General features: G+C 45.1%; 22 protein-coding genes. 9 read left to right on the top strand and 13 right to left on the bottom strand.

The window, feature by feature from the left end:
• Window positions 1-184: 184 nt before the first annotated feature.
• Together ACRBG0_RS06630 and ACRBG0_RS06625 are read left to right on the top strand one after the other, a co-directional pair.
• Window positions 185-1,012 (top strand): helix-turn-helix domain-containing protein, encoded by an 828-nt coding sequence (locus tag ACRBG0_RS06630; RefSeq protein WP_431486117.1) that lies wholly within the window; start codon window positions 185-187, stop codon window positions 1,010-1,012.
• Between the two features lie 109 nt (window positions 1,013-1,121).
• Entirely contained in the window at window positions 1,122-2,405 is a 1,284-nt protein-coding gene (locus ACRBG0_RS06625; RefSeq protein WP_431486116.1) for a S41 family peptidase, read from the top strand.
• Window positions 2,406-2,420: 15 nt separating this feature from the next.
• Here ACRBG0_RS06625 and ACRBG0_RS06620 read toward each other — a convergent pair whose 3' ends face one another.
• The gene (locus ACRBG0_RS06620) at window positions 2,421-3,758 is read right to left on the bottom strand and encodes an NAD(P)/FAD-dependent oxidoreductase (RefSeq protein WP_431486115.1); all 1,338 of its coding nucleotides are present in this window, start codon (window positions 3,756-3,758) and stop codon (window positions 2,421-2,423) included.
• A gap of 231 nt (window positions 3,759-3,989) precedes the next feature.
• Here ACRBG0_RS06620 and ACRBG0_RS06615 point away from each other — a divergent pair, with 231 nt between their 5' ends.
• From ACRBG0_RS06615 to ACRBG0_RS06605, 3 genes are all read left to right on the top strand, one after another.
• Entirely contained in the window at window positions 3,990-5,801 is a 1,812-nt protein-coding gene (locus tag ACRBG0_RS06615) for an Omp28-related outer membrane protein (protein WP_431486114.1), read from the top strand.
• Between the two features lie 107 nt (window positions 5,802-5,908).
• The gene (locus ACRBG0_RS06610) at window positions 5,909-6,646 is read left to right on the top strand and encodes a T9SS type A sorting domain-containing protein (RefSeq protein ID WP_431486113.1); all 738 of its coding nucleotides are present in this window, start codon (window positions 5,909-5,911) and stop codon (window positions 6,644-6,646) included.
• A gap of 202 nt (window positions 6,647-6,848) precedes the next feature.
• A complete protein-coding gene (locus ACRBG0_RS06605) occupies window positions 6,849-8,087 on the top strand; it encodes an ABC transporter permease (RefSeq protein WP_431486112.1) in 1,239 nt (412 codons plus the stop codon).
• A gap of 34 nt (window positions 8,088-8,121) precedes the next feature.
• Here the strand turns inward: ACRBG0_RS06605 and ACRBG0_RS06600 are convergent, their stop codons facing one another.
• From ACRBG0_RS06600 to ACRBG0_RS06585, 4 genes are all read right to left on the bottom strand, one after another.
• Window positions 8,122-8,739, bottom strand: coding sequence for a hypothetical protein (locus ACRBG0_RS06600; RefSeq protein WP_431486111.1), 618 nt, complete (start codon window positions 8,737-8,739; stop codon window positions 8,122-8,124).
• Complete coding sequence (locus ACRBG0_RS06595) at window positions 8,726-9,241, bottom strand: RNA polymerase sigma factor (RefSeq protein WP_431486110.1); 516 nt, start codon at window positions 9,239-9,241, stop codon at window positions 8,726-8,728. The genes ACRBG0_RS06600 and ACRBG0_RS06595 overlap by 14 nt, the downstream gene beginning before the upstream one ends.
• Window positions 9,242-9,409: 168 nt before the next feature.
• Complete coding sequence (locus ACRBG0_RS06590) at window positions 9,410-10,069, bottom strand: porin family protein (protein ID WP_431486109.1); 660 nt, start codon at window positions 10,067-10,069, stop codon at window positions 9,410-9,412.
• 26 nt (window positions 10,070-10,095) lie between these two features.
• Window positions 10,096-10,743 carry a hypothetical protein gene (locus ACRBG0_RS06585; protein WP_431486108.1) on the bottom strand — a complete coding sequence of 216 codons (648 nt, stop codon included), beginning with the start codon at window positions 10,741-10,743 and terminating at the stop codon, window positions 10,096-10,098.
• Window positions 10,744-10,960: 217 nt separating this feature from the next.
• Here ACRBG0_RS06585 and rimP point away from each other — a divergent pair, with 217 nt between their 5' ends.
• The 4 genes from rimP (at window position 10,961) to ACRBG0_RS06565 (ending at window position 16,649) form a co-directional block, all read left to right on the top strand.
• Window positions 10,961-11,434, top strand: coding sequence for a ribosome assembly cofactor RimP (gene rimP / locus ACRBG0_RS06580; RefSeq protein ID WP_431486107.1), 474 nt, complete (start codon window positions 10,961-10,963; stop codon window positions 11,432-11,434).
• Window positions 11,435-11,482: 48 nt separating this feature from the next.
• Complete coding sequence (gene nusA / locus ACRBG0_RS06575) at window positions 11,483-12,718, top strand: transcription termination factor NusA (RefSeq protein WP_431486106.1); 1,236 nt, start codon at window positions 11,483-11,485, stop codon at window positions 12,716-12,718.
• A gap of 244 nt (window positions 12,719-12,962) precedes the next feature.
• On the top strand, window positions 12,963-15,998 hold the full coding sequence (infB, locus tag ACRBG0_RS06570; protein ID WP_431486105.1) for a translation initiation factor IF-2: 3,036 nt from the start codon (window positions 12,963-12,965) through the stop codon (window positions 15,996-15,998).
• A 78-nt stretch (window positions 15,999-16,076) separates the two neighbouring features.
• Window positions 16,077-16,649 (top strand): PhnA domain-containing protein, encoded by a 573-nt coding sequence (locus ACRBG0_RS06565; protein WP_431486104.1) that lies wholly within the window; start codon window positions 16,077-16,079, stop codon window positions 16,647-16,649.
• Window positions 16,650-16,656: 7 nt separating this feature from the next.
• Here the strand turns inward: ACRBG0_RS06565 and rlmF are convergent, their stop codons facing one another.
• The 8 genes from rlmF to ACRBG0_RS06525 all read right to left on the bottom strand — a co-directional run bounded on the left by rlmF (window position 16,657) and on the right by ACRBG0_RS06525 (window position 23,927).
• The gene (gene rlmF / locus ACRBG0_RS06560) at window positions 16,657-17,631 is read right to left on the bottom strand and encodes a 23S rRNA (adenine(1618)-N(6))-methyltransferase RlmF (RefSeq protein WP_431486103.1); all 975 of its coding nucleotides are present in this window, start codon (window positions 17,629-17,631) and stop codon (window positions 16,657-16,659) included.
• A gap of 2 nt (window positions 17,632-17,633) precedes the next feature.
• Window positions 17,634-18,269: a class I SAM-dependent DNA methyltransferase gene (locus ACRBG0_RS06555; protein WP_431486102.1), complete on the bottom strand. Its 636-nt coding sequence runs from the start codon at window positions 18,267-18,269 to the stop codon at window positions 17,634-17,636.
• Between the two features lie 40 nt (window positions 18,270-18,309).
• Entirely contained in the window at window positions 18,310-18,627 is a 318-nt protein-coding gene (locus ACRBG0_RS06550; protein WP_431486101.1) for a hypothetical protein, read from the bottom strand.
• A gap of 2 nt (window positions 18,628-18,629) precedes the next feature.
• Entirely contained in the window at window positions 18,630-20,048 is a 1,419-nt protein-coding gene (gene gatA / locus ACRBG0_RS06545) for an Asp-tRNA(Asn)/Glu-tRNA(Gln) amidotransferase subunit GatA (RefSeq protein ID WP_431486100.1), read from the bottom strand.
• 264 nt (window positions 20,049-20,312) lie between these two features.
• Window positions 20,313-21,668: a histidine--tRNA ligase gene (gene hisS, locus ACRBG0_RS06540; protein WP_431486099.1), complete on the bottom strand. Its 1,356-nt coding sequence runs from the start codon at window positions 21,666-21,668 to the stop codon at window positions 20,313-20,315.
• Window positions 21,669-21,804: 136 nt separating this feature from the next.
• Complete coding sequence (gene pheS / locus ACRBG0_RS06535) at window positions 21,805-22,854, bottom strand: phenylalanine--tRNA ligase subunit alpha (RefSeq protein ID WP_020536804.1); 1,050 nt, start codon at window positions 22,852-22,854, stop codon at window positions 21,805-21,807.
• Window positions 22,855-22,954: 100 nt separating this feature from the next.
• Window positions 22,955-23,206: a phosphoribosylformylglycinamidine synthase subunit PurS gene (gene purS, locus ACRBG0_RS06530; RefSeq protein WP_431486098.1), complete on the bottom strand. Its 252-nt coding sequence runs from the start codon at window positions 23,204-23,206 to the stop codon at window positions 22,955-22,957.
• 1 nt (window position 23,207) lies between these two features.
• Window positions 23,208-23,927, bottom strand: a complete 720-nt coding sequence (locus ACRBG0_RS06525) for a CDP-alcohol phosphatidyltransferase family protein (protein ID WP_431486097.1) — start codon at window positions 23,925-23,927, stop codon at window positions 23,208-23,210.
• Window positions 23,928-23,959 lie beyond the last annotated feature (32 nt).

The following is a 23,959-nucleotide window of genomic DNA, read 5'->3' as shown; positions in this document are numbered from 1 at the left end:
CGGAGGGGGCAAGGACGAAGGACGGCAGCGGTTCCGCAGTTCCGCCCTAGGCGGAATGCGGAAAGAGCGTACGGCCTGGTGCCGTATTAGCGTTTGCGCAGCAACGCTAATAACGGTACGGCCCCAAAGAAGCAACTATTTGTAAAATGGAATAGACCTTACTGATGGGAAAAACGCTATCATTTTGGAAAGTTCTGTTTATCATATTCAATCTCTGGCGCTGCGGCCTTTTGTGCAGTATGTATTGTTTAATTACGCGAAAAAAAGCACCTCAGAACAGCGTGTAACCTCGTTGCCTAATAGCAATTTTTGTTTGGGAATTACCAAGGGTAAGGAGCTCTGCAAGACGGAGAAAGGATTGGTTTTTCGTCCGAAAGAGGGCTTAGGTACTTACCTTTCTGGCTTGTATACGGAACCTCATGTTTTTTGCTGTACTGACGAATTAGATGAAATTTGTATTGATTTTACCTTGGCAGGTTATCATCGTTTTTTTGTTACGCCTCCTTCGACTTACCTTTTTTCGGAAGATTTGCTATTGCCTAATTTCGGACCTCAGGCGGAAACTTTTTTTGAACACCTCTTCTGTATTGAAGATCGGTACGTGAGAGGCCTGGGTGTTGAACAGTTTTTGCTGTTTAGAATGCGGACTAATGTGAGGGAAGTGCCGGCTTATTTGCATGTTTTTACTAGTTGTACGCCTCTGTGTACGGTGTCGTCATTGGCAGGAAAGCTGCAATATTCGGAAAGAAAACTGCAACGATTATGTGCTAAAGAACTGGCAGTGTCTCCTAAGCAATTACTGCGAATATTACGATTCAGGAGTTTGTTGGACGTGTTGGGTAACTGTGTGGAAGGAAACAACATTAATTGGGAGATTCTTGCTTATGATAATGGGTATTTTGACTATAGCCATTTGCATAGAGACTTTCAGCAGCTTACAGGGAGGTCGCCAGTAGTGTTTTCAAAGGATAGTAGGAAAATAGATGCAACAGTGACAGTTTGTCTGGAGTGAATTAACATCTGATGTCGGTTTTTTACTTGTTATAAAAATGGTTTTGTCATTATCATTGCCATGGTATTTTACACAAGCCTCCTGTAGGAGGTGCTAAACCAGATGAGCAATGAAAAACACTTATTTCACTTTACTTTGTATGTTCTTGATTCACCTGCTGCCTGCGCAAGAGGAGGTGCGGCTGACGGAGCAGGATAAGCTTTATGGCCTTGCCCAACTATGGAAAGGCGTGGATAAAAATTTTGCATTCTTTGATCAGGTGCCGGAGCTGGATTGGGACAGTATGTATTACGCGAATATTCCACTGGTGCAAGCCACGGGGAATGATTATGAATATGTTCGCTTATTGCAGCGGATATGCCACGAGTTGCAAGATGGGCACACCAGGGTTTATCTTCCACAGTACCTAAGTCAGAAGCGTAATCGCCCAGCGATTTATACGGATATTATTGAGGGCCGCGTATTTGTAACGGATGTTATCAATGACACCATTGCGGCCTTGGGGGTAGCTCCTAAAATGGAGATTCTCAAAGTTGATGGTGTGCCGGTTAAGGAATATGCCGAAGCAAATGTAAAGCCGTACGCCTTCTCTTCCACTGCGCAGGATATGGATGTTCGCTTGTATGCTTACCAATTGCTGGAGGGGTGGAGTGATGACTCTGCAAGATTGACGCTCAAAACACCCGACGGAAAAATTATTGAACGCGACTTGCCGCGCAACCTACAGCGCAATCACCCCCAAAGTGGGATTATGTCTTTTGAACAGTTGGAGAATGGTATGGGAGTGCTTACTATCCGCCGTTTTTGGGGAGATGATTTTCAAACGGTCTTTGATAGTATTTTTCCATTGTTGAAAGACACCAAAGGGCTGATTGTCGATGTGAGAAAAAATGATGGCGGCAACTCTGATAACGCGGTTTACGTTATGAGCCATTTGTCTTCCAAGTCATTCTACACCTCCAACTGGTCTACGCCAGTGTATAATGCAGCTTATGATTCGTGGGGCCGAGACCAGGAGTGGTATGGTGAGCCGGGGGAATTGGTAGAACCTGATGGTAACATTACACCTTATCAGCAGCCGATTGCGATGTTGATAGGTGCGCGAACTTATTCGGCTGGTGAGGATTTTTGTTCTTATTATCAACAAGCAGATATTGGGCCAATGATAGGCTCGTTAACTGCCGGAAGTACGGGTAACCCGACGGGGATTAACCTGGTGAAGGATGTGTGGGCGCAGGTTTGTACAAAACGAGATGTGTTTTACGACGGCACTGAGTTTGTAGGTATAGGCGTTAAGCCAGATATCGAGGTTGCATCTACGGCGGAGGATTACCTTAATGGTAAAGACACGGTGTTGGCAGCAGCTATTGCTTATTTGTTAGAGAAGCAATGAAAAAACTAATCTGCGTTATGATTTTAAGAAAGCAAGTGCCCGGGCTAATCCCCTGCGCTTTTTTAGCGTAAGCTGTTTGCCACTTTTCTGGTTATAAACCTTCACCAGTTCTGTTTCGTACTGGTGGTAGAACTCGGGATCGAAATTGGCGAGGCCTAGATTTTGCAGAACTTCTTCGATGTCCGTTTTTTGTGCCAACCACTTTTCGCAGACTTCGTGGCGGTAGCGAACGCCCATGAGGTTGAAGCCGCGAATATGGCCATTGTTGGCGTCGTAATTGATACGTACGGCTTTTTCGCCGTCTTCGTGTTCCCAGTAAAGGGTGGCCATATCGTCGGGCATTTTGGCTGGGACGTCACCATAGACCTGGTATTCAATGTCTACGAACTTCGCAGAATTAAACCAGATTCCAGGATCATAAGCGGTTGGTTTACCGCAGATGTTATAGGCAGCAACTTCCCCCATCATCCGGCCGGTGTACCATATTGCTTCGATGGGGCGCCGGCCTGGTCGGGCTTCCCTGAGTTGTGCGCAATCGCCGATGGCATATACATTAGGGAGGTTGGTTTCCAGGTTTTCATTGACTAGAATCCCACGGCCTACTTCCAGGTCGGTATCTTTGAGGAAGGCTATATTGGGGCTGACCCCGGCTGTAAGGCCTACGTAGCCGCAATCAATCCGTTCTCCAGTATTGGTGATGACCGCAGTAGCTCTACCCTGGCCGTCATCAATGATTTCTTTTAATTCTGTTTCCAGTCGCAGGTCAATGCCGCTTTTTTTGATGTGGCGATTGATCATGTCTGATTCCTCCGCAGGGAGGACGTTGCTCCAGTAGCTTTTTTCCCGAACCAAAAAGGTGACGGGAATATGGCGAGCGTGGAACATTTCAGCCATCTCAATTCCAATCAAACCTCCACCAACAATCACGGCTTGTTTTAGTCCCTCGCTATGTGCCTCCATATTTTCGAGGTCTTGATAGCTGTATAGGCCACCCACGCCTTCGAGGTCTTGGCCCGGCCAACCAAATTTGTTGGGCTTGCTGCCCAACGCGAGGACTAACTTGTCGTAGGGCATGTTTTCGCCACCTTTAAAGTGTAGCGATTGATTGGTGAAATCAATATTTTCAACGTAGCCCTTCTTGAGGTTTATGTTGTTTTTTTTCCAAAAATGAGGCTCATAGGGCTGGGTGTCAGAGAACCGCATATGTCCCATGTAGATGTACATGAGTGCTGTACGAGAGAAAAAATAGTCAGTTTCTCCGGAAATTAAGGTGATTTCGTGATCACTTTGCTTTCGCAAAAAACGAGCAGCAGTAACCCCGCTGATTCCATTTCCGATAATCGCAATATGCATGGAAGGTGATTTTGTAGTTCTGACAAGGTAATGTTTTCCATTAAAAACTGTATTGTGATATCGGTGATAATCAAGCGGAAGGGTCCGGTTGTGGACAATCTTTCTTATTTTCGTTATTAGTATATCAATTATGTTCTTGCTGCCCTCTATTATTTCGTTTTTCCCTTAATCTTTACAAACTTTGTCGGAAAGGTGTCATGCCCTTGCTTCAGAATGAATTAGCTTTGACCTATGTTTAGTTGGATCGAACGCGCATTGGTGGTTTTCATAACTGGCCTATTCTTGTCTTCAGGAATTAGTGCCCAAACCATTGTTAGTACTAGTCCACAGAACAAGCGTGCTGTCGTGGAGGAGTTTGGTGGTATGTACTGTGTTTATTGCCCTCATGGCCACCAGGTTTTACACAACCTTGATGAAGATTTGGGAGATAATCTGGTGCTCGTCAATTATCAAACCGGTCCTTATGCTATCCCCATTGGTGATGATCTCGATTTAGGGAATGATTACAGTTTCTTGTTGGAAGAACAATCCCAACTCAGTGGTTACCCTGCAGCAACGGTTAATCGTCACGTTTTTCCAGGCCTGGAGCAAAGTGTACCTGGTGCTACTGCGCTGGGACGAGGAGAATGGCCGGAAGCTATAGGCGAAATTCTTATTCAACCTGCGCCGGTGAACATTGCTGCCACTGCAACCTTGAATATTTCTACTCGGCAGCTTGAGCTCTATATCGAATATTACTATACAGCAAATGTTCCGCTTAATACGAATCGCCTACACGTAGCGGTACTGCAAAACAATGTATTAGCTCCGCAGCACGGAGGAAATGCGGGTGATTATTATGCACACCAGCACCTTTTTCGAGAATTTTTGACGGGACAAGACGGCCATATTATTACAACCACCTCAGAAGGTACATTTGGCAGCCTAACCTATAACATTGACCTACCGGTTTACTATCGAGATGTTTGGATGGACCCTGTGAATATTGAATTGGCAATCTTTATCAGTGAAGACGAACAAGAGGTGCTTAATGCCGTAGAAGTCGCTCCGGTTTTGATCTCAGATTATGCTGCAGACGCTAATTTGATCGCAATTATTGCCACAGACGACACCTGCGACCCATTTCTTCCAGCAGAAATTATTTTCCGAAACGACGGGCAAGATATGCTGACGGCGTGTACTATTCATTACGGCATTACGGATGGTGTATCTAATACGGTTGAGTGGACAGGAGAGGTAGCTCCTTTGGAAGAGCTTACATTGGAGTTGGACCCCGTTGAAACATTGTCAGGTTTGCCCAATAATACCTTTTATGTAATCTTGGAAAACCCTAATGATAGTGTTGACCCCACCAGCTTTAATAATACGCGTGAGCATTATTTTTCGCTGGCACCACAAGTCGAAGACCCATTTTTTGAACTGGCAATACGTACCGATGAATTTGGATACGAATTGTACTGGGAGGTGATAAATGAATTTGGAGAGGTATTGGTTAACGGAGGGAATCAGGTCGTTGGCGAAACCAATGGCGGGTCTCAGATTGCAACACCTTCTGACCCAGGAGCTTACAATAGCAATGCTTTTATTATTGAAGAGTTTTACCTTCCCTCCTCTGGTTGTTACGAGTTGAGATTGCTAGATGACTACGGCGATGGTCTTTGTTGTTTCTATGGCAATGGTTTTTATAGGTTGCGTCAGCCCGATGGCAGTATTCTTCTACAAGGAGGGGAGTTTGGCTCTTTAGAGGAAAAGCATTTTACTGTAGGGGGGATTACAAACACTAGCTCAGTGTTGAAGGAGAAAGAAACAGGCCCCACCTTATTCCCCAACCCATTGCAACAAGGGCAGGTAGTACAGCTCCTATGGCCAGGAATGGCACCCGCTCGCTTTGAATGGCTCCTTTTTTCTGCTAATGGAACCGTATTGCTGCAAGGAGATCAATCTCAGTTGCCAGAGAATAACCAACAGCCGGCAGGTTATTATTTGTTACAAATCCGTTACGACGAACAATTACACACCCTGCCCTTTATTGTGCAACCTTAGTCTCAATAATTCCTCTTGCCTTTGCTTTTTTGTACTAACTTTGTTGAATATGCCCAAATTACTTTGTAAGGGTATAGCTTCAATACTTCACGCTGTATTAAGTCATTATGAAGGCAAGTTTACTTTTTATTTTGGTGCTGGGTTTTGGTTTTTCTTTGGCTGGGCAACAAGCCTTGAGCATTGAACCCGCTAATATCCGTAAACAGATCAGCATCACCGCTAATGATGTCAGCCATGAAGAGGTATTTAAAGTAGAGGTCAAGAACCTTTCTGGCCGCCGTTTGCGGCTTCGGTGGGATAAAATAGTTGCTTACCAACCCTATGCCTGGGAAAGCCAGATTTGTGACAAAGAGGCCAGTTATCCTCCTTCTGTTACTAGTAACTATGATCCATTTCAAGGTGTATTGGCACCTGTGGTATTAGAAGCGGGAGAGTCTTTTGAGTTGTTTTTCACCATTTCACCCTATAATACCACTGGCCAAAGTAAAGTGGAAATTGTATTTCGAGACATTGACCGACCTGACAATATTTTGGGTACTGCCTCTTTTCAGATAAGTCTTACCGACGCTGAAGACACGGCAAAATTGGCGGAGTTGGGTGGCCGAATTAAGGTATACCCTAATCCAGTGCACGACCGCTTTTTTCTAACCAATACTCCGGAACTCGGGCGAATTGATATTTATAACACCTTGGGGCGCAAGGTGCGTTCTTTCGAGAATCCCCAGCCTGGGGATAGTTTTTTAGCGGGTGACCTTCCTCAGGGGGTCTATTTACTTCATTTAGTGGACAGAAATGGTAAAGTCGTCCGTACGCTTCGTTTGCTACGCCGGGATTTCCGCCCTTAGCGGAAAGAAGGATATTCATCTAAAGACAAGTACTGTTGATCGAACTATTGCGTGTATTTTGCGCGGGTTTGCTAACTTTGATTAGTTCGTATAGCTGTACCTGGCATTAAATGGGCTAAAAGCAAAATGGGGCCCCCATCCATTTAATAAGAGGTATGTGAATTGGAGGTGCCGGGTCGGTATCTCGAAAGCCCACTGTGTCATGAATACCTTAGAAAACATAAGCATTGCATTTGGTTCAGTGCGTGATAATTGGCTTCGCGCCATTCTTACGTTAGTCATTATCGCTTTTGGCATAATGGCATTGGTAGGTATTCTTACCGCTATTGATACTGCTATCTTTTCCCTTAATGATAACCTGTCTTACCTGGGCGCGAATACCTTTGATATAGACCCCGCAGGGCGAGGGGTGAGTGGCCGTCGTGGTGGGCGCCAGCAAAAGCAAGGAGACCCATTCAGTTATCAACAAGCGACTGAATTTAAAGAACGTTATGATTTTCCTTCCGATGTCTCTCTTTCCTTGTACTGCACAGGCTTGGCAACGATCAAATATGATAACGAAGAAAGTAATCCCAATGTAACTGTTTTTGGGATTGATGAAAACTACCTTGAAGCACGTGCTTTTAACCTAAAACATGGCCGGAATTTCACCAACAGGGAAGCTCGAAACGGGGGGATGGTTACCATTATTGGTTCTGAAATGATTGAGATGCTTTTTGCGGGGAACAGTGAGCGAGCGATGGGGAAATACGTTACGACACCTAATGGCAAGTACCTTGTTATTGGCGTGTTGGAAGAGAAAGGGTCGTCGATGAATCAGAGTGAAGATCGGCGTATTCTCATCCCACTTCAAACAGCGAAGCGCTATTATGGGGCAGAACGTACAAACTACAGTATAATGGTGTCTGTAGCAGACGCCAGCCGGATTGATGCAGCCATCGGCGAAGCCACAACAACTTTACGCAATGTAAGAGGCCTCTCTGCCGGTGACGAAAACGATTTTGATATCTCGAAAAGTGATGGCTTGTTGGATATTATCAAAGAGAATACTGTCTACCTGCGATTGGCTGCAATTAGTATCGGTTTTATCACCCTCTTGGGGGCTGCGATTGGCCTGATGAATATCATGCTCGTGTCTGTGACGGAGCGAACTCGCGAAATTGGTATTCGTAAAGCACTGGGAGCAACAAGTAAAAATATTCTTATCCAGTTTTTAACAGAAGCAGTAGTTATTTGTCAGATTGGAGGAATTCTGGGTATTATCCTTGGCGTAATGATTGGTAACATTGTTAGCTTCCTCTTTGGGAGTGCATTCCTTTTTCCATGGCTCTGGATCACGGTTGCGCTGATTACCTGTACGGCAGTAGGTTTACTATCGGGTCTATATCCCGCATTACGGGCTGCTGCATTGGACCCTATTGAGTCGTTACGGTATGAATAAAGTGTCATTGTTGGCTATGCTACAATGAGCGTTTTTACTCTTCTTGCCGTAATCTTTCCAGTACGGCTGCTAATTCTTTTTCTTTAGAACCGATAAAAAAGCGGTAATACCAGAGGGTGAAGTAGTAAGTGGGGATGGCTATTGCTATTAGTGCGGGAATGGTGGTTAGCCAAAATTTGGAGCTTGTTAAAGCGGAGAAATCATTTTCATTGCCTAAACCAAATCCGGCCATGAAGCCTACAATTAGCCCCACGGGCATCAAGAATATAGAAAGCCGTACCAGTCTTGTCTTATAGTTGTTGAGAATATTCAGGTAAGCTTCTGTAGAAGCTACAATATTCATGGCAGGTACGGCCTCAATGTCGCTGGTAAAGCGTCGATAGTAACGGTAACTGATAATCATTACCAAGAGGATTGTGCTTTCCATTAATATCAAAAAAAGCGGATGAAAATCTTGCCAGTAGAAAAGTAAGCCTACGAAGGCTGCGGTACTAAACAACAATTCTCCCTGCACTAAGCGGCGAATACGCTGTAGTACACTGTCGTTCTTTTGGCGGGCTATAGCCACCAAGTCTGGGCGAAGGCGATCATACCAAGCTTCAGCCCGGTCATTCGCCTGACCCCAAAGTTCCTGTAGATCAAACTCTTGCATACCCCTTTGCTATTAAACTTTTTTGTAATCGTTTTTTTACTCGTAGTAATCGTACACCTATATTGTTGATTGTTATTCCAAGAATATCTGCCATTTCTTCATAAGAGTTCCCCTCTAGGTGCAAGAGGATTACCGCTCGGTCTTCCTTCTTTAATTCGTTGATACACTGATATAAAAGATTGATTCGTTCTTCTCGTTGTACATTTATTTCCGTTTCGCCTCCCGAGTTGTCGGGCAAATGATAGAAGTGTTCGTCTATGCCTGGCCGATCTACCCGTCGTTTGGCTTTCCGCTGGTGGGTAAGGGCAGTGTTCAAGGCCACTCTGTAGATGAAGGTGGATAGTTTTGAGTTTCCTTTAAAACGAGCGTATGATTGCCATAGCTGAATCAGCATTTCCTGGTACAGGTCATCGAAGTCAGCTTGGTCCTGGGTATAAGCCCGACCAATTTTATACAGAATACCATAATGCTGGTCAATAATATGTTGGAACTCCTTTCTCAATTCGGTATCGTCTGCTGGCGTGTTGAATAAGTATACAAGAAAACGAATTTCTTACAGGTTGGGTGAGATAATTTCTGAAGAAAACACTTCGTATGGCACAAAAAAAGCAAAAGCCATCCCGATGTCGGAATGACTTTTGCTTTTTTTTAAAATTAAGGGCAATAAGGCTTAGAAAATGATACCAGCAGTAAGTGCAAGACCACGGTGCTGCAATTTCTTGAACCCATTGTCATTGTTGTTATTGGCATCATCGTCAAGGATGTTATTGATGCCGTGGTTGTAACGCAGGTCAAAGAAAAGGTTGCCTAACGTAAGGCCACCGCCTACGGCTACACCAAAATCAATGCGACGTTGATCATCTTTATCATCAAAAGAAATGTCTGTTTCTAGATCACCTAGAGGTGAGGTGCTTTTACTCTTGCCGCTGAAGGCATAGCCAGCGTAGCCACCTCCGTTGAGGTAAATTCCAAGCCCTTCACCGTGAGTGTCACCTAGACTGATGCGAAGCAGCAGCGGAATGTCAAGATAGTTGTAGGTAAGATCATTTGTGAATTCTCCTCCCGCGATGGTGTAGGTGCTTTTCGCTCCCTTTTGGGTATAAAGAAGTTCTGGCTGTAGTGCCACCGCATCACTAAATGGAAGGATAAATGCTACCCCCGCGGTAAACTTAGTGGCACCATTTTTGGCAAGATCTTCGATAGAAGTATCATCCTCTTCAAAGAGCATGTTGGAAAAATTAACGCCTGCTTTAACAGCTACCTGTGCTTGTAAAGACAAAGCCATACCAATGGCCAAGGCTGCTAACGTGATTTTTTTTGTGAATTGCATAAAAGTGAGTGTTGTGTTAATATAAATTATTGCTGGAGTGTCCAGGTGTCTTCTGCGTTTTTGAAACCAATAACTCCCTTACCGGGTTCGATGTAAACAGCTAATGAATTTTCTTCGTAAACGAGGAGGTCAGTATAGGTTGTCCCATTGAGCACCAATAAAGCTTCCGTATAGAATAAGTCGGTAAGTTCTAGGGTGCTGATATCAAAAGTACCGGTAAAACGTGGTTCGATAATATGATGTCCCGTAATACTAGGAGTGCCAAAAGAAAACCCTAACTGGAAAGCATCATAAAAATCAGCAGTACCGTAGTCATAGACATCAGAATAAAGAAGTAAGTCGAGAACAACATTGCTGTCTTCACTAAAGAAACTGAATCGTTCGCTTTCGGCAGCATAGTATTCACATGAAGAAGGGCTATTGTATTTGGCTTCAGTGCAGGTAGTGCGGTAGCAAAGTTGATCTTCGCTGGTTTCCTTGCCTCTAATGGCTGTAAAGTTAAGTTGAGCACCACTTGTGTTTTGAAAGATCAGTGTTTCATCCCCTTCATAGTTCAGGAAGCCCTGAGCAGCTGAGCCAAGTGCTAACTCGCCGGTTTGTTCGTCGGGAGGGCAACTACAGGCAGTCCATAGTAAAGCAGCAAATAGCAAGAGTGTACCAAATATTCTATTCATTTAAAGCTAGTTTTTAATCGCTATGCTATTGTATAACGTTCCATGTCTTGAAAAAGGTACAAGTATCCCTCTTTAATTCCTTGAGTAAGAACGGATAATTTGCGTAATACCATTTATTTACTTACCTTTGTGGCGTTCTTACGGAAGAACATCCCAAGAGGGAACCATTACGGTTCCCTCTTTTTATTGTCTGAAGGTACTAAACGTTAATATTTACGTGGAAGAAAAGATCATTGATCTGTTAGAGGAAAAGTTTACGGAGCCCGAGTTTTCCAATTGTTTTTGGTTAGATGTAAAGTTACATGCTGACAAAAAACTAGAGATAATTATCGACTGTGATACGGGAGTTACGTTTACTACTTGCCGACAGATTAGCCGTCATCTTGAGAGTGTTATTGATGAAGAGCAGTGGCTGGGGCCTAAATATACCTTGGAGGTTTCATCACCGGGGACTGATCGTCCTTTGCAGCTCCCACGGCAGTATAAGAAACATCTGGGGCGTAAATTAGAGGTGAAGACAAAAGGGGGCGATGAGTACGAAGGCCGCCTGAGTGAAATAACCGAAGAAGCCATTACCTTGGACTATAAAGTTCGCCGTAAGGAAGGAAAACGCAAAGTGACCGAAGAGGTACAAACTACGATTGCGTTTGATGCAATAGAGAAAGCTAAAGTAAAAATTTCATTCAAGTAGTTATAGTGTATAAAAACACTTGGAGCTACCTAAAATAAACTGTGTGCAATGAATCTAGTAGACGTATTCTCGGAATTCAAAGCCGGGAAAAATATCGACAGACCAACGATGGTTCGCGTACTGGAGGATGTATTCCGCACGCTGATCCGTAAAAAGTATGGATCAGATGAGAACTTTGATGTCATTGTCAATACCCAGAAAGGTGACCTTGAACTATGGCGAGTAAGGGAGATCGTTCCTGATGGTGAGGTGACGGATGATCGTAGTCAGATCTCCATCTCTGAAGCACTTGCTATTGATGAAGATTATGAGATTGGCGAAGAATGTTACGAGCAATTGTTCCTCGAGCATTTTGGACGTCGGGCCATTATGGCTGCTCGTCAGACGTTGATTTCCCGGATTATGGAACTCGAGAAAGACGAAATTTACCGCAAATACACAGAGCGTGTTGGTGAATTGGTACTGGGTGAAGTACACCAGATCCTCAAGCGAGAAATTTTAATCATTGACGATGTTACCGGTACAGAATTGGTGCTGCCTCGACAAGAGACTATTCGTGGTGATTATTTCCGTAAAGGAGATATGGTTCGTGGTGTCATTAAGGAAGTAGAGATGCGGAACAATAACCCTGTTGTTATTGTTTCCAGAACTGCAAACCTATTCCTAGAGAAGTTACTAGAGCAGGAAGTTCCAGAAATTGAAGATGGCCTGATTGTTGTTCGTAACATTGTACGTATTCCTGGTGATCGCGCCAAGGTATCAGTGGAGTCTTATGATGATCGTATCGATCCGGTTGGAGCATGTGTTGGTATGAAAGGATCACGTATCCATGGTATCGTACGGGAGTTGCACAACGAGAATATCGATATTATCAACTTTACCAATAATGTTTCTCTTTATATCCAGCGTGCCCTTACTCCGGCAAGAGTATCGACGATTAATCTGGATATGGACAAACGGCAAGCTAATGTTTTCCTAGAACCAGACCAGGTCTCTTTGGCTATTGGTAAGGGAGGTACTAACATTAAATTAGCCAGCCGCCTGACCGAATTTGAAATCGATGTTTACCGGAACAATGATGAGATTGAAATCGATGATGTTGAACTCGAAGAGTTCACCGATGAAATCGAAGACTGGATCATCGAAGAGTTGAAAGGTATTGGTTGTGATACCGCACGGAGCGTTCTTAACCTTAGTTGGGAAGAGATTGCACGCCGTACAGAATTGGAAGAAGAAACAGCCAAGGAGTTACTCCGTATTCTGGCAGCGGAATTCGAAAAATAAAAGGCAGTTATTCCGATCGGATAATATCCGGTCGGAATGCTTTTTTACATATAAGGGAACAACTTGAATAGCAATTGGTGTTGCTAAACAGGAAGTCGATGAAAAATAAGTGTCAATTTATAGGGACTTATTATCTTTAGAGTTGTTCTCTACGGTTTTTTAAGTTTATCTTTGCATTGGTTTTGCCCAAGCTGGCTTTTGTTTTATCAGCGTGCAGCGTGCAGGGCGTACCTAAAATTTTAGAATGGAGCGACGTTTAGTCAAAATAGCGAAAGAATTAAATGTGGGTTTATCGACGATCGTAGACTTCTTGCAAGCCAAGGGGTTCGATATCGATCCTAAGCCCACTGCGAAGGTTTCGGAGAGCATGTACCAGGAACTACTCAAAGAGTTCCAGAAGTCGATTGCAATCAAGGAAAAGGCGGATCAAATGGTGATCGGTACTCGCCCGATTGCAAAGAAGGAAGAAGAGGTCAAGCAGGAGGAACGGCCAAGCACGACTGTTAAACCAACAGTAGCTGCGCCATCGATCCTAAGATCCAAATTAGCTCCTCCTCCAGCGCCGAAAAGTCAGCCTGCTCCGGTAAAGCCTCCGGTTGAGGAACCTGTTGCAAAGCAAGAACCTACTCCTGCGCCCGTTGTTGAAGCTACTCCTCCTACGCCGGTAGAGCCGCCGAAGGAAGAAAAGAAAGAAGAAAAAACCTCTTCCTCTCCCAAGCTGAAAGTACTCGGGAAAATAGATTTAGATGCTCCACGGAAGCCGGCTAAGTCTAGTGCCCCTAAAGCTCCACCTGCTCCACCTAAGGAAGAGGTTGTGAAGGAAACTCCTGCTCCTGTAGCCGAGAAACCTGTAGCTAAAAAGGACGACGCACCAAAGGTTGAGGAAAAACCGGCTGCTGCTAAAGAAAAACAGCCCGAAGTGAAAGCTTCGGAAAAGCAAAAAGAAAACACTCCTCCCAAAGAAAGCGCCGAACCAACTGGTGAAGCTGCTAACAAGGATAAGGAGGATAAAGGAGCAGCTCCCCAAGCATCAGAAGACGGAATAACCAGAGCGAAAACGCCTGAACTCCGCGGTCTGAAAATCATGGGCAAGATTGATGCCAGCAAATTAGGCTCCGGTCGTGGTCGTGGTAAGAAAGATAATAAGTCTAAAGACGCTGACAAAGCGAAGGACGCCAACAAGAAAAAAACAACTACATCATCTACCGATGATAAGCCAAAACGCCGCCGTACTCGTCGCCGGGTAGGGCCAGGTGAAGGCCGGCCTAGTGGTGGCGGTGGTGGTAACTCCGGCGGACGCGGTGGTAATAACCGTGGAGGTTCTTCTCGAAGAGGACGTGATGAAGTCAAAGAAGTCTCTAAAAAAGAGATTGAAGACAAAATCAAAGCAACCATGGCCCGGATGGCGGGTACTGGTAAAAAGAGACGCCAAAAATTACGCCGGGATAACCGTGAACGTCATCGTGAAAAAGCAGAAGCGCGCGAACAGGAAGCTCACAATGAAAAGCTCCAGGTAACGGAGTTTATCTCTGTACAGGAGCTTGCTAACCTGATGGATGTCGACGCGACAGATGTGATCATGACCTGTATGAATGTTGGAGTGATCGTATCGATCAACCAGCGCCTTGATGCAGAAATCATTGAAATTGTTGCCGAAGAATTCGACCACGAAGTTGAGTTTATCTCTGTTGAAGAGGTAAATGAAGACGAAGAGGAAGAAATCGATGATCCTGCTGACTTGGAGCCACGCGCTCCGGTTGTAACGATCATGGGCCACGTTGACCACGGTAAAACATCGTTACTCGATTATATTCGGGAAGCAAGTGTAGCTGACGGTGAGGCCGGGGGAATTACTCAGCACATTGGTGCATACGAAGTACGTGTTGGTGAAGAGAAGAAACGAATCACCTTCTTGGATACTCCTGGTCACGAAGCCTTTACGGCCATGCGTGCCCGTGGTGCCAAGGTGACAGATATTGCAGTAATCATTATCGCTGCGGATGACAACATCATGCCGCAGACGAAAGAGGCCATCAGCCACGCAGAAGCGGCGGGTGTACCGATGATTTTTGCGATCAACAAGATAGACAAGCCTGGTGCTAGCCCCGAGCGGATCAAGCAGGAGCTGGCTTCGATGAACTACTTGATCGAAGAATGGGGTGGAGCTTATGGTTCTGCTGATATTTCTGCGAAGCAAGGTACCAACATCGACCTATTACTTGAACGTATTCTCCTCGAAGCAGAAATCAAGGAACTAAAAGCCAATCCTAATAAGAGAGCTAGCGGTGCTGTACTGGAAGCTTCTTTGGATAAAGGCCGTGGTTACGTCACGAAAATGCTTGTTCAGGCAGGAACACTTAGAGTTGGAGACCCAATGGTTTCTGGTGAGCATTCTGGTCGCGTAAAAGCGATGTTCAACGAGCGCAACCAGCGTATAAAAGAAGCAGGTCCATCTGCACCGGTACTCGTTTTAGGCTTAGGGGGTGCCCCTCAGGCTGGCGAGCGTATTAAGGTCGTAGAGAATGAACAGGAAGCTCGTGATATAGCCAACCGCAGAGCACAGATATCTCGTGAACAGGCCAACCGAGCTACTAAGCGGATTAGCCTTGATGAAATCGGGCGTCGTCTTGCACTGGGTAACTTTAAGGAATTGAACCTTATTGTGAAAGGTGATGTAGATGGTTCCGTAGAAGCACTAGCTGACTCTCTTATCAAGCTGTCGCAAGAAACTGTTAAGGTGAATGTGATACACCAAGCGGTAGGCCAGATCATTGAATCAGATGTGCTTTTAGCAACCGCTTCGGATGCGATTATCATCGGTTTCCAGGTTCGTCCGTCTTCCGGTGCGCGTAAACTTTCAGAGAGAGAAGGTGTACAGATCAAGACTTACTCAGTCATCTACGAAGCGATCGAAGAGATCAAGCTCGCTATCGAAGGGATGTTGGATACGATCAAAGAAGAGAATATCCTCGGTCAATTGGAAGTTCGTGAAATCTTTAAAATCAGTAAGGTGGGTACCGTTGCCGGTAGTTATGTTACAGAAGGTAAGATTCTGCGCGACAACAATGTACGCCTGATTCGCGATGGTATCGTTGTTTACCCAACCAAAGAAGGTGTGGTAGCTGAGATCAAAGCCCTCAAGCGCTTCAAAGACGATGTGAAAGAAGTTCGCGCCGGTATGGAGTGTGGTGTTTCGATCAAAAATTTCAACGACCTCAAGGTGGGCGACGTTATCGAAGCTTACGAAATCGTAGAAATCAAACAGAAGTTGACCCTGTAATTATTACAGGAAAACATATTACAAAAAGCCGTTCCAAGATTACTCGGAGCGGCTTTTTTATTAATAATTTAGCCTGAAATGAGCATTCAAAAAGAATTAATAGCCCGCAGTGACAACAAGTGTGAGCTGTGTGGTAACTCCGAAAATTTGGATAGTTATACCGTAGCTCCACGGTCTGGTGACCTCGTTGCAGATTATATTTATGCTTGTATTACTTGCCGGACTCAGTTGGAAAACCCCGAGCAGGTAGCGCCTAATCATTGGCGCAGCCTCAATGACAGTATGTGGAGCGAAGTTTCAGCCGTACAGGTTGTTGCTTACCGTATGCTACACCAGCTACGCGCTGAAGGTTGGCCGGCTGAATTACTGGAGATGATGTACTTGGATGAAGAAACCCTGGCTTGGGCAAAAGAAGGAATCGAAGACGAAAATGCAATTAAGCATATCGATAGTAATGGGAATGTACTAGAAGCGGGTGATACTGTTGTGTTGATTCAAGACCTCAAAGTGAAAGGAGCTAATTTTACCGCCAAGCGAGGTACCGCAGTGCGTCGAATTTCTTTGGTACACGATAACCCCGAACACATCGAAGGTAAGGTAGATGGGCAGCATATCGTCATATTGACGAAGTATGTGAAGAAGTCGAAATAGGTTAAGCCTATGCAGAAAGAAATACTTCCCAAGCTTTACGCTGCTTAGTTGTAAGAAATGTCCAAGCAAGGATTCGACTCGTCTTGTTACCCTGAGCCATCGGGATGGTTTTTACTTCTGTGGGGCCTACTTTTTTGAGCGCCTCGTAAAGGAATTTGAGATGGGTTTCTTTTGAGACTAAGCTTGAGAACCAAAAACAAGAAGTAGCGAAAGCTTTGCTCTCTTGAATCAAGGTGTTCAAAAACGCTTTTTCTCCACCAGGATACCAGAGTTCGTTGTTTTGTCCTCCAAAATTCAGGTTGGCCTTTACTTTAGGCGTCCCTTTCAAATTGGTTAATTTACGTTGGTTGGCAGCTTGTGCCTCCTTGGCTGATGTGTGAAAAGGAGGATTGCAGATTACCAATTCAACCCGCTCGTTTTCGTGCAAAATTTCCTTTAATATTTGCTTCGTATCAGTTTGTAAGCGTAAGGTAATCTTGCTTTGCAAGCGTTCATTTTTACTCACAATACGTTGAGCATTGTCAATGGCTGTTTGATCAACGTCGCTGCCAATAAACGACCAACCATATTCACTGCTCCCAATGATGGGGTATACACAATTGGCACCTACGCCAACATCTAAGCATTTTACGTGCTCGTTGTAATAAGCTTTGGTATTGTTACTGGGTTTTTCTGGGGAAAGTAAATCCGCGAGGTAATGGATATAGTCGGCTCTACCAGGAACGGGTGGGCATAGGTACCCCTCAGGGATATCCCAATAATCAATCGCATAATACTGTTTCAGCAAAGCCTTATTCAGCGCTTTTACGGCCTCTGCGTCAAAGAAGTTAATACTGTCATTACCATATTTGTTTGGCTTGACAAATGCAGCCAATTCAGGGGAGGCCTCCCTTAATTTATCGAAATCGTAAGGTCGGAGGTGTTTATTACGAGGATGCAACTGTTGCTTGGAGGCAGAAATCGGACGTTTTTTATCAGACATGATTACTGCTTTTTAGCAATGATGATTAAATCTACAACAGGACTACCTCCTGGATTTGGGGAAGTAACTCGTTGGGTAAAATGGATACGGAAACCATTGTCGACCAAGGCCTTTACGAGATGGCCCTCTTGGTGGTAGTACATATAAAGTTTCTCATCGCCGCCAGAGCTAGGGCCTATCCAACCCGACTTTGAATCCTCTCCCTCCATCGTACTAAGGTAGAAAATACCACCAGTATTCAATAATTCAGCAGCGTCACTGATCAGTTGTACGCTTTCTTGCTTGGATAAGTAGGGCAAGCAAAAGCCACAGAGAATACCATCGTATTTTTCTGGTAGCTCCCCAATCTTCTTGCAATCCATTAACTGAAAAGTGGCTGTAGGATTGTTGGTTTGAGCTAAATCCAGCATTTTTGGAGCAAGATCAATACCTAACATTTTTGCATTGGGATGCTGGTTAAGTACATATTTGGTGATGTTTCCTGGTCCGCAAGCAAGGTCTAAAAGGCGAGGAGGCGTGGGCATTAAAGCGCAAAATAAATCGAGGGAGTCGTGGTATTTGGCCAGATCCATGTACTTAGACTGGTATTCTTCTGCATGACGGTTAAAAATAGAAATTGCAGCCTCGGTTTTATTCATGGTGCGGTCAGCCTTTGTTACTGTAAAGGTATGAAATGGACTATTTTTTTTCCTTCATCAAATTGGCGGCCCATATCATGAAGATATATATTGCTGCTGAAGCATAAAGGCCATAGATAAGTGCTCTTTGGAAGACTTCTATTTTGTTAGGGTTGACACCCAATCCAATAAGGAGAAAAATAAGAAACATTGCAATAAAGGTCCAAATGACAGGCTTTTTAAGAGACCGGTGGTAATTGAGAAACTCTTCCTTCTTAGAGATGGGCGATTTTCGGAGCCAAGCCTTGATGACGCCAATTAAGGCTCCAATTAGAAATAGGAATAGTGGCTTAGAAACTTCGGTCAAAAAATCAGTCATTGCTAGATGTTTTTTGCAAAGGCTAATAAGGAAGCTTCTCCCCAAGCCGGAGCCATCAATTGCATCCCTAATGGTAATTGAGTGCTTTCATGGGTTCCACTAGGAATACTAATAGCAGGTAAACCAGCCATGTTTGCAGCTACGGTGTAGATATCGGAAAGATACATGGCAACCGGATCTTCCAGGCTTTCGCCTAGTGGCCAGGCTGGAGTAGGTGTTGTAGGTAGACAGATGAAATCGTAAGTAGCAAAAATCTCATTGAGTCGATCCAGCAGCAAGCGTCTGACCTTTTGGGCACGGGCGTAGTAGGCATCGTAATAACCAGCACTAAGTACGAAGGTGCCTAACATGATCCGACGTTTTACTTCTTGGCCAAAACCTTCGGTCCGTGATTTTTGGTAGGTCTCCTGTAGATTTTCTGCTTCGGCGCTTCGGTGTCCGTAGCGAATACCATCGTAGCGAGATAGGTTACTGGAGGCTTCGGCGGTTGTGAGAACATAATAAGCGGGGATAATGTAATCCAGTAGATCAAACTCTACCGCTTCAATAGTGTGACCTTTCCCTCGGAGTTGATCGAGAAATGCTTCTGCATTCGCGCGTACTTCCCCATCCAGTCCGGGGTGTTCCAGTGCCGGACGGATATAAGCGATCCGGGATGGTTTGCTTTCATCGAGTACCTTACTGTATGCAGGAACGTCGGTGGTGCTGGCGGTACTGTCAAAATCATCAGCACCGGCCATGATTTCTAGCAGCAAAGCTGTATCTTCTATACTATGGGTAAGGGTGCCGATCTGATCGAAAGAAGAGCCATAAGCCAACAGGCCGTGGCGTGAAATTCGACCATAAGTAGGCTTAAAGCCAATGACGCCACAAAACGCAGCGGGCTGGCGTACTGATCCACCGGTGTCACTACCGAGGGCTGCCAGGCAGGTGTCTGCTTGTACGGCTACCGCAGCGGCGCCCGAAGAACCTCCGGGAATACGAGTGGGGTCGGCCGCATTACGGGTAGGGCCATAGATCGAAGTTTCGTTGGTAGACCCCATCGCGAACTCATCACAGTTGGTGCGGCCAATAATAATAACATCTTCTGCCAAAAGGCGTTCCGTAGCAGTCGCCGAAAATAGCGAAGAAAAGCCTTCTAGTATTTTAGAACCAGCAGTTACTTGGTGGTTCTCATAGCAGATAACGTCCTTGATAGAGATTACCATTCCGGCTAAGCGGCCAAGTTGTTCACCGTTTTTACGGCGTTCATCCTGCTGCTTGGCAATTGCGCGCGCTTCGTCTGCCCAAACTTCTACGTAGATGTTGAGGTCTTGGCTGGCGGCGATTTGCTCCAAATAGTAATCAACGATGTTAACGGTTGTCAGCTCTGCTTGCTCGATGGCTTGTTGAACTTCCGCGAAGGTGGTAAACTTTGGCATTGTGGAGTGGGGTATTCGCCGATGCAGGATTTAAATTAATGAACCATATAAGGAACAGCACGAAAATAAAAAGCGATTTAGCTACGCTGCTACTTCGTGGTCGCTCCGCGTCTACTACGTGGTTGTTTTTTATAATAGTTGAATAAGCGCTTCATTTAAAGCGTTTTAACTATTTGAAAAACTTAGAAAATCTCGCAGAAGCAGCGAAGCTAAATCGCAGCTTATTTTCTGCGCAATAATAAGGTCATCTTTTTTTTAAAAACGTTATTTCAGAGTATCAATGATTTTTTCTATCGACAGCTTTTCCTGTTCGCCGTTTTCCATGTTCTTTATGCTAAGTTCACCGCTCGCCATTTCATTGTCACCAATGAGGATGACGTAAGGCACGTTGCGATCATTAGCATACTTCATTTGCTTTTTCAGCTTGACCGGCTCAGGATAAAGATCTGCATTGATGTTGGCTGCACGCAATTGGTTGAGGCAGCGGAAAGCGTAGCGGTGGCTTTCTTCATCAAAGCCAACCAAAAGCACTTTTAGAGCGGAGGCATCTTCGGCAGGAAATAAATCGAGTTCTTCCAGGACATCATATACACGTTCCGCACCGAAAGAAACGCCAACACCAGGCATATTTTTCATGCCAAAAACGCTGGTCAGGTCTGCGTAGCGTCCACCGCCACCGATACTGCCCATCTTTATGTTAGGGTGTGCTTGGGTATCTACATTTACTTCAAAAATACACCCAGTGTAGTAGTTGAGACCACGAGCCAAGGTGATGTCGAATTGCAAAGTATTTTTGAATTCGTATCCTTCCAAGTAAGCAAAAACCTGTGTGATTTCTTCTACGCCTAAGAGGCCGGTTTCACTTGCTGCCAGCGCTGCTTTTAAGTCAGCTAACTCCTTGATTGCCAAAATTTCTTCAATCTTGGCGACGGCAGCTTCGCCAATGCCTCGCTCGCCCAGTTCTTTACGAACACCTTCGATACCGACCTTGTCCAGCTTGTCGATGGCGACGGTCATATCGATCATTTGATCTGGAATACCAGCTACTTCCGCAATACCGGCCAGTATTTTGCGATTGTTGATGCGGGTAACGGTTTTGATATTCAGTTTCCCAAAGACCTCATCGTAAATCTGAACAAGTTCAGCCTCGTAACTGAGTGAGTCTGATCCTACAACGTCAACATCACACTGGTAAAACTCTTGATAGCGCCCTTTTTGTGGGCGATCAGCCCGCCAAACAGGTTGGATTTGATAGCGCTTGAAAGGGAAAGACAAATCGTTTTGATACATCACCACATAACGGGCAAAAGGCACCGTAAGATCATAGCGTAATCCCCGCTTGGAAATAGAAGGGATAAGTCCTGTAGAGTTGCGTTCTTGAAGCGCTTCTTCGTTAGCTTTTTTCAGGAAATCACCGTTGTTGAGTACCTTGAATAATAGACGGTCACCTTCTTCGCCATATTTTCCTGTTAGGGTACTAAGATTCTCCATGACGGGCGTCTCGATGGCTTGATAGCCATACTTGACGAATACGCTACGAATGGTTTCGAAAATATAATTACGACGGTTTACCTGTTGTGGCAAAAAATCGCGCGTGCCTTTAGGGATACTTGGCTTCATGGAAAATTAGAATAAAAATCAAAAAATAATAAAGGAACAGCACGAAAACAAAATCGCGTTTTATTTTCTGCGCAATACAAAGCGGTCAAGCTGCGTCGCAGTTCAACAAAAAAAGGTATGGCCAAAGATTACTAACTTACAATACGCTAGTAAACTGCTTTAAGAAGCGGACATCGTTTTCAAACATCAGGCGAATATCCGTGATATTGTACAACATCATGGCTTGGCGTTCGATACCCATACCAAATGCGAAGCCGGTGTACTTTTCGGAATCAATGCCACATTCTTCCAAAACATTAGGATCAACCATTCCGCAACCCAGAATTTCTACCCAACCGGTGTACTTACAAATATTACAACCTTCCGCATTACAGATGAAACAGGAAACGTCCATCTCTGCGCTAGGCTCTGTAAATGGGAAGTAAGACGGGCGTAAACGAATCCGCGTGTTTTCTCCATACATCTCGCGAGCGAAATAGAACAAGGTTTGCTGCATATCCGCGAAGGATACCTTCTCGTCGATGTACAAGCCTTCCACCTGGTGAAACTGAGCGTGCGAACGTGCCGAGATCGTTTCATTACGGTATACGCGCCCAGGAGCAATGATGCGGATGGGCGGCTGCGTAGTTTTCATCGTCCGAGCCTGTACCGAAGAGGTGTGCGTCCGCAAAAGTTGGGCGCCAGCACCTGGCTCGTAACCTTTTAGGTAGTAAGTATCCTGCATGTCACGGGCAGGATGATCTTCAGGCGTGTTGAGTGCCGTGAAGTTGTGCCAATCATCTTCGATTTCCGGCCCTTCCGCTACGGCGAAACCAATGCGTTCGAAAATACTTACGATACGGTTCATCGTCGTCGAGATCGGGTGGCGTGAACCTAGTGCGATGGGCTCTCCAGGAGCCGTCAGGTCGAGGTCACTAGCGGCAGATGCTTCCGCAGCTGATTCCAGGCTAGATTTGAGCTCGGCAAACTTGGCTTCCGCTACTTGCTTGGCTTCGTTTACCAACTGACCGTATTCCTTTTTGCGTTCATTGATGACATTGCGAATTTCGCCCATCAATGGCTTCAAGCGGTTCTTACTCCCCAGAAACTGAATCCTGAACTGTTCGAGTTCTTCACTAGAAGTGGGGGCAGCGTCCTTGATGGCGCTGATCATGTCGCGTACTTTATCGAATAGCTGTTCTGCCATGGTGCGTAGTAAATAGTTTGTCAACGAGTGTTGACTTAATTCAACAAGTTCAAAGCGTAAATAATTCCCTGTTAGGAGAAAGCACAAAAACAAATGGACTTTACGCTTCCTTGAGTTCGTAAGTGAAGTTTTCCATGATGACGTTGGCCAATAACTTTTGGCAAGCGGTCTCTACCATCTGGCGAGCTTCTGCTTCGTCGGCTGCGGTCAGCTTCAGGGTCACATGTTTTCCAATACGAACATCTTCTACTCCATCAAGGTGGAGGTTCTTCATATTCTTAGCCACTGTTTTCCCTTGAGGGTCCAGTAATTCCTGGTGGGGCATGATATCTACTTCGGCAATGAAATTCATCTTAGACTCTGTTAGTGGTAAAGTGGCGAACGATGTTAGTAATAATATAAATCAGCACAATGGGTGCGAGCGCCACTTCACGCCATATCAACAAAAATACCAGTGCTGAGGCCGCAAAGATAATCCGCAGGGCGTTGCCTTCCCAGCGCAAGTGCTTAAATTTGAAACTAAACATGGGTATTTCTGCTAATAAAAGCCAGGAGAGGGCAAAAATCAGGGCATATATCACAAATCGTTGTTCGATGATCTCCAAAAAGAAAGGTACTTCAGCTCGATAGAGCATCAATAAGCCCAGTACAAGGATGGTGCAAGCGGGCGTTGCTAGACCAATAAACCCTTCTGTTTGCCGTTCATCCAGGTTGAATCGTGCTAGGCGTAATGCAGAAGCACCAGTAAGAATAAAAGCAGGGAAGGCAAACCAATGGATGCCACCTTGCATAGGATTAGCAAAATCAGGATGAGCACCGATTACAAGTAAGGTGTAAAGGATAGCACCCGGGACTAGTCCAAAAGAAATAAGGTCGGCCAAACTATCGAGCTCTTTGCCCACAGGTGAGCTTACGTTTAGCGCCCGAGCAGCAAGGCCATCGGCAAAATCTGCTAAAGCCGCAGCAGCTAGCCACCCCGCAGTCGCAAAATACCAGCCCTGGAAAAGACTCAGTAGTGCAGCGCAACCACAAAGCAAATTGACCAGCGTAATAAGGTTGGGAATCTGTTTCATCCGTCAAAAGTGATAAATAAAAGTTAAAATCT

It is taken from the genome of Lewinella sp., assembly GCF_050633125.1.
GTDB lineage: Bacteria > Bacteroidota > Bacteroidia > Chitinophagales > Saprospiraceae > Lewinella.
Note: the sequence above shows the minus strand (reverse complement) of the source record. Positions and strands in the feature narration are given on the sequence as shown.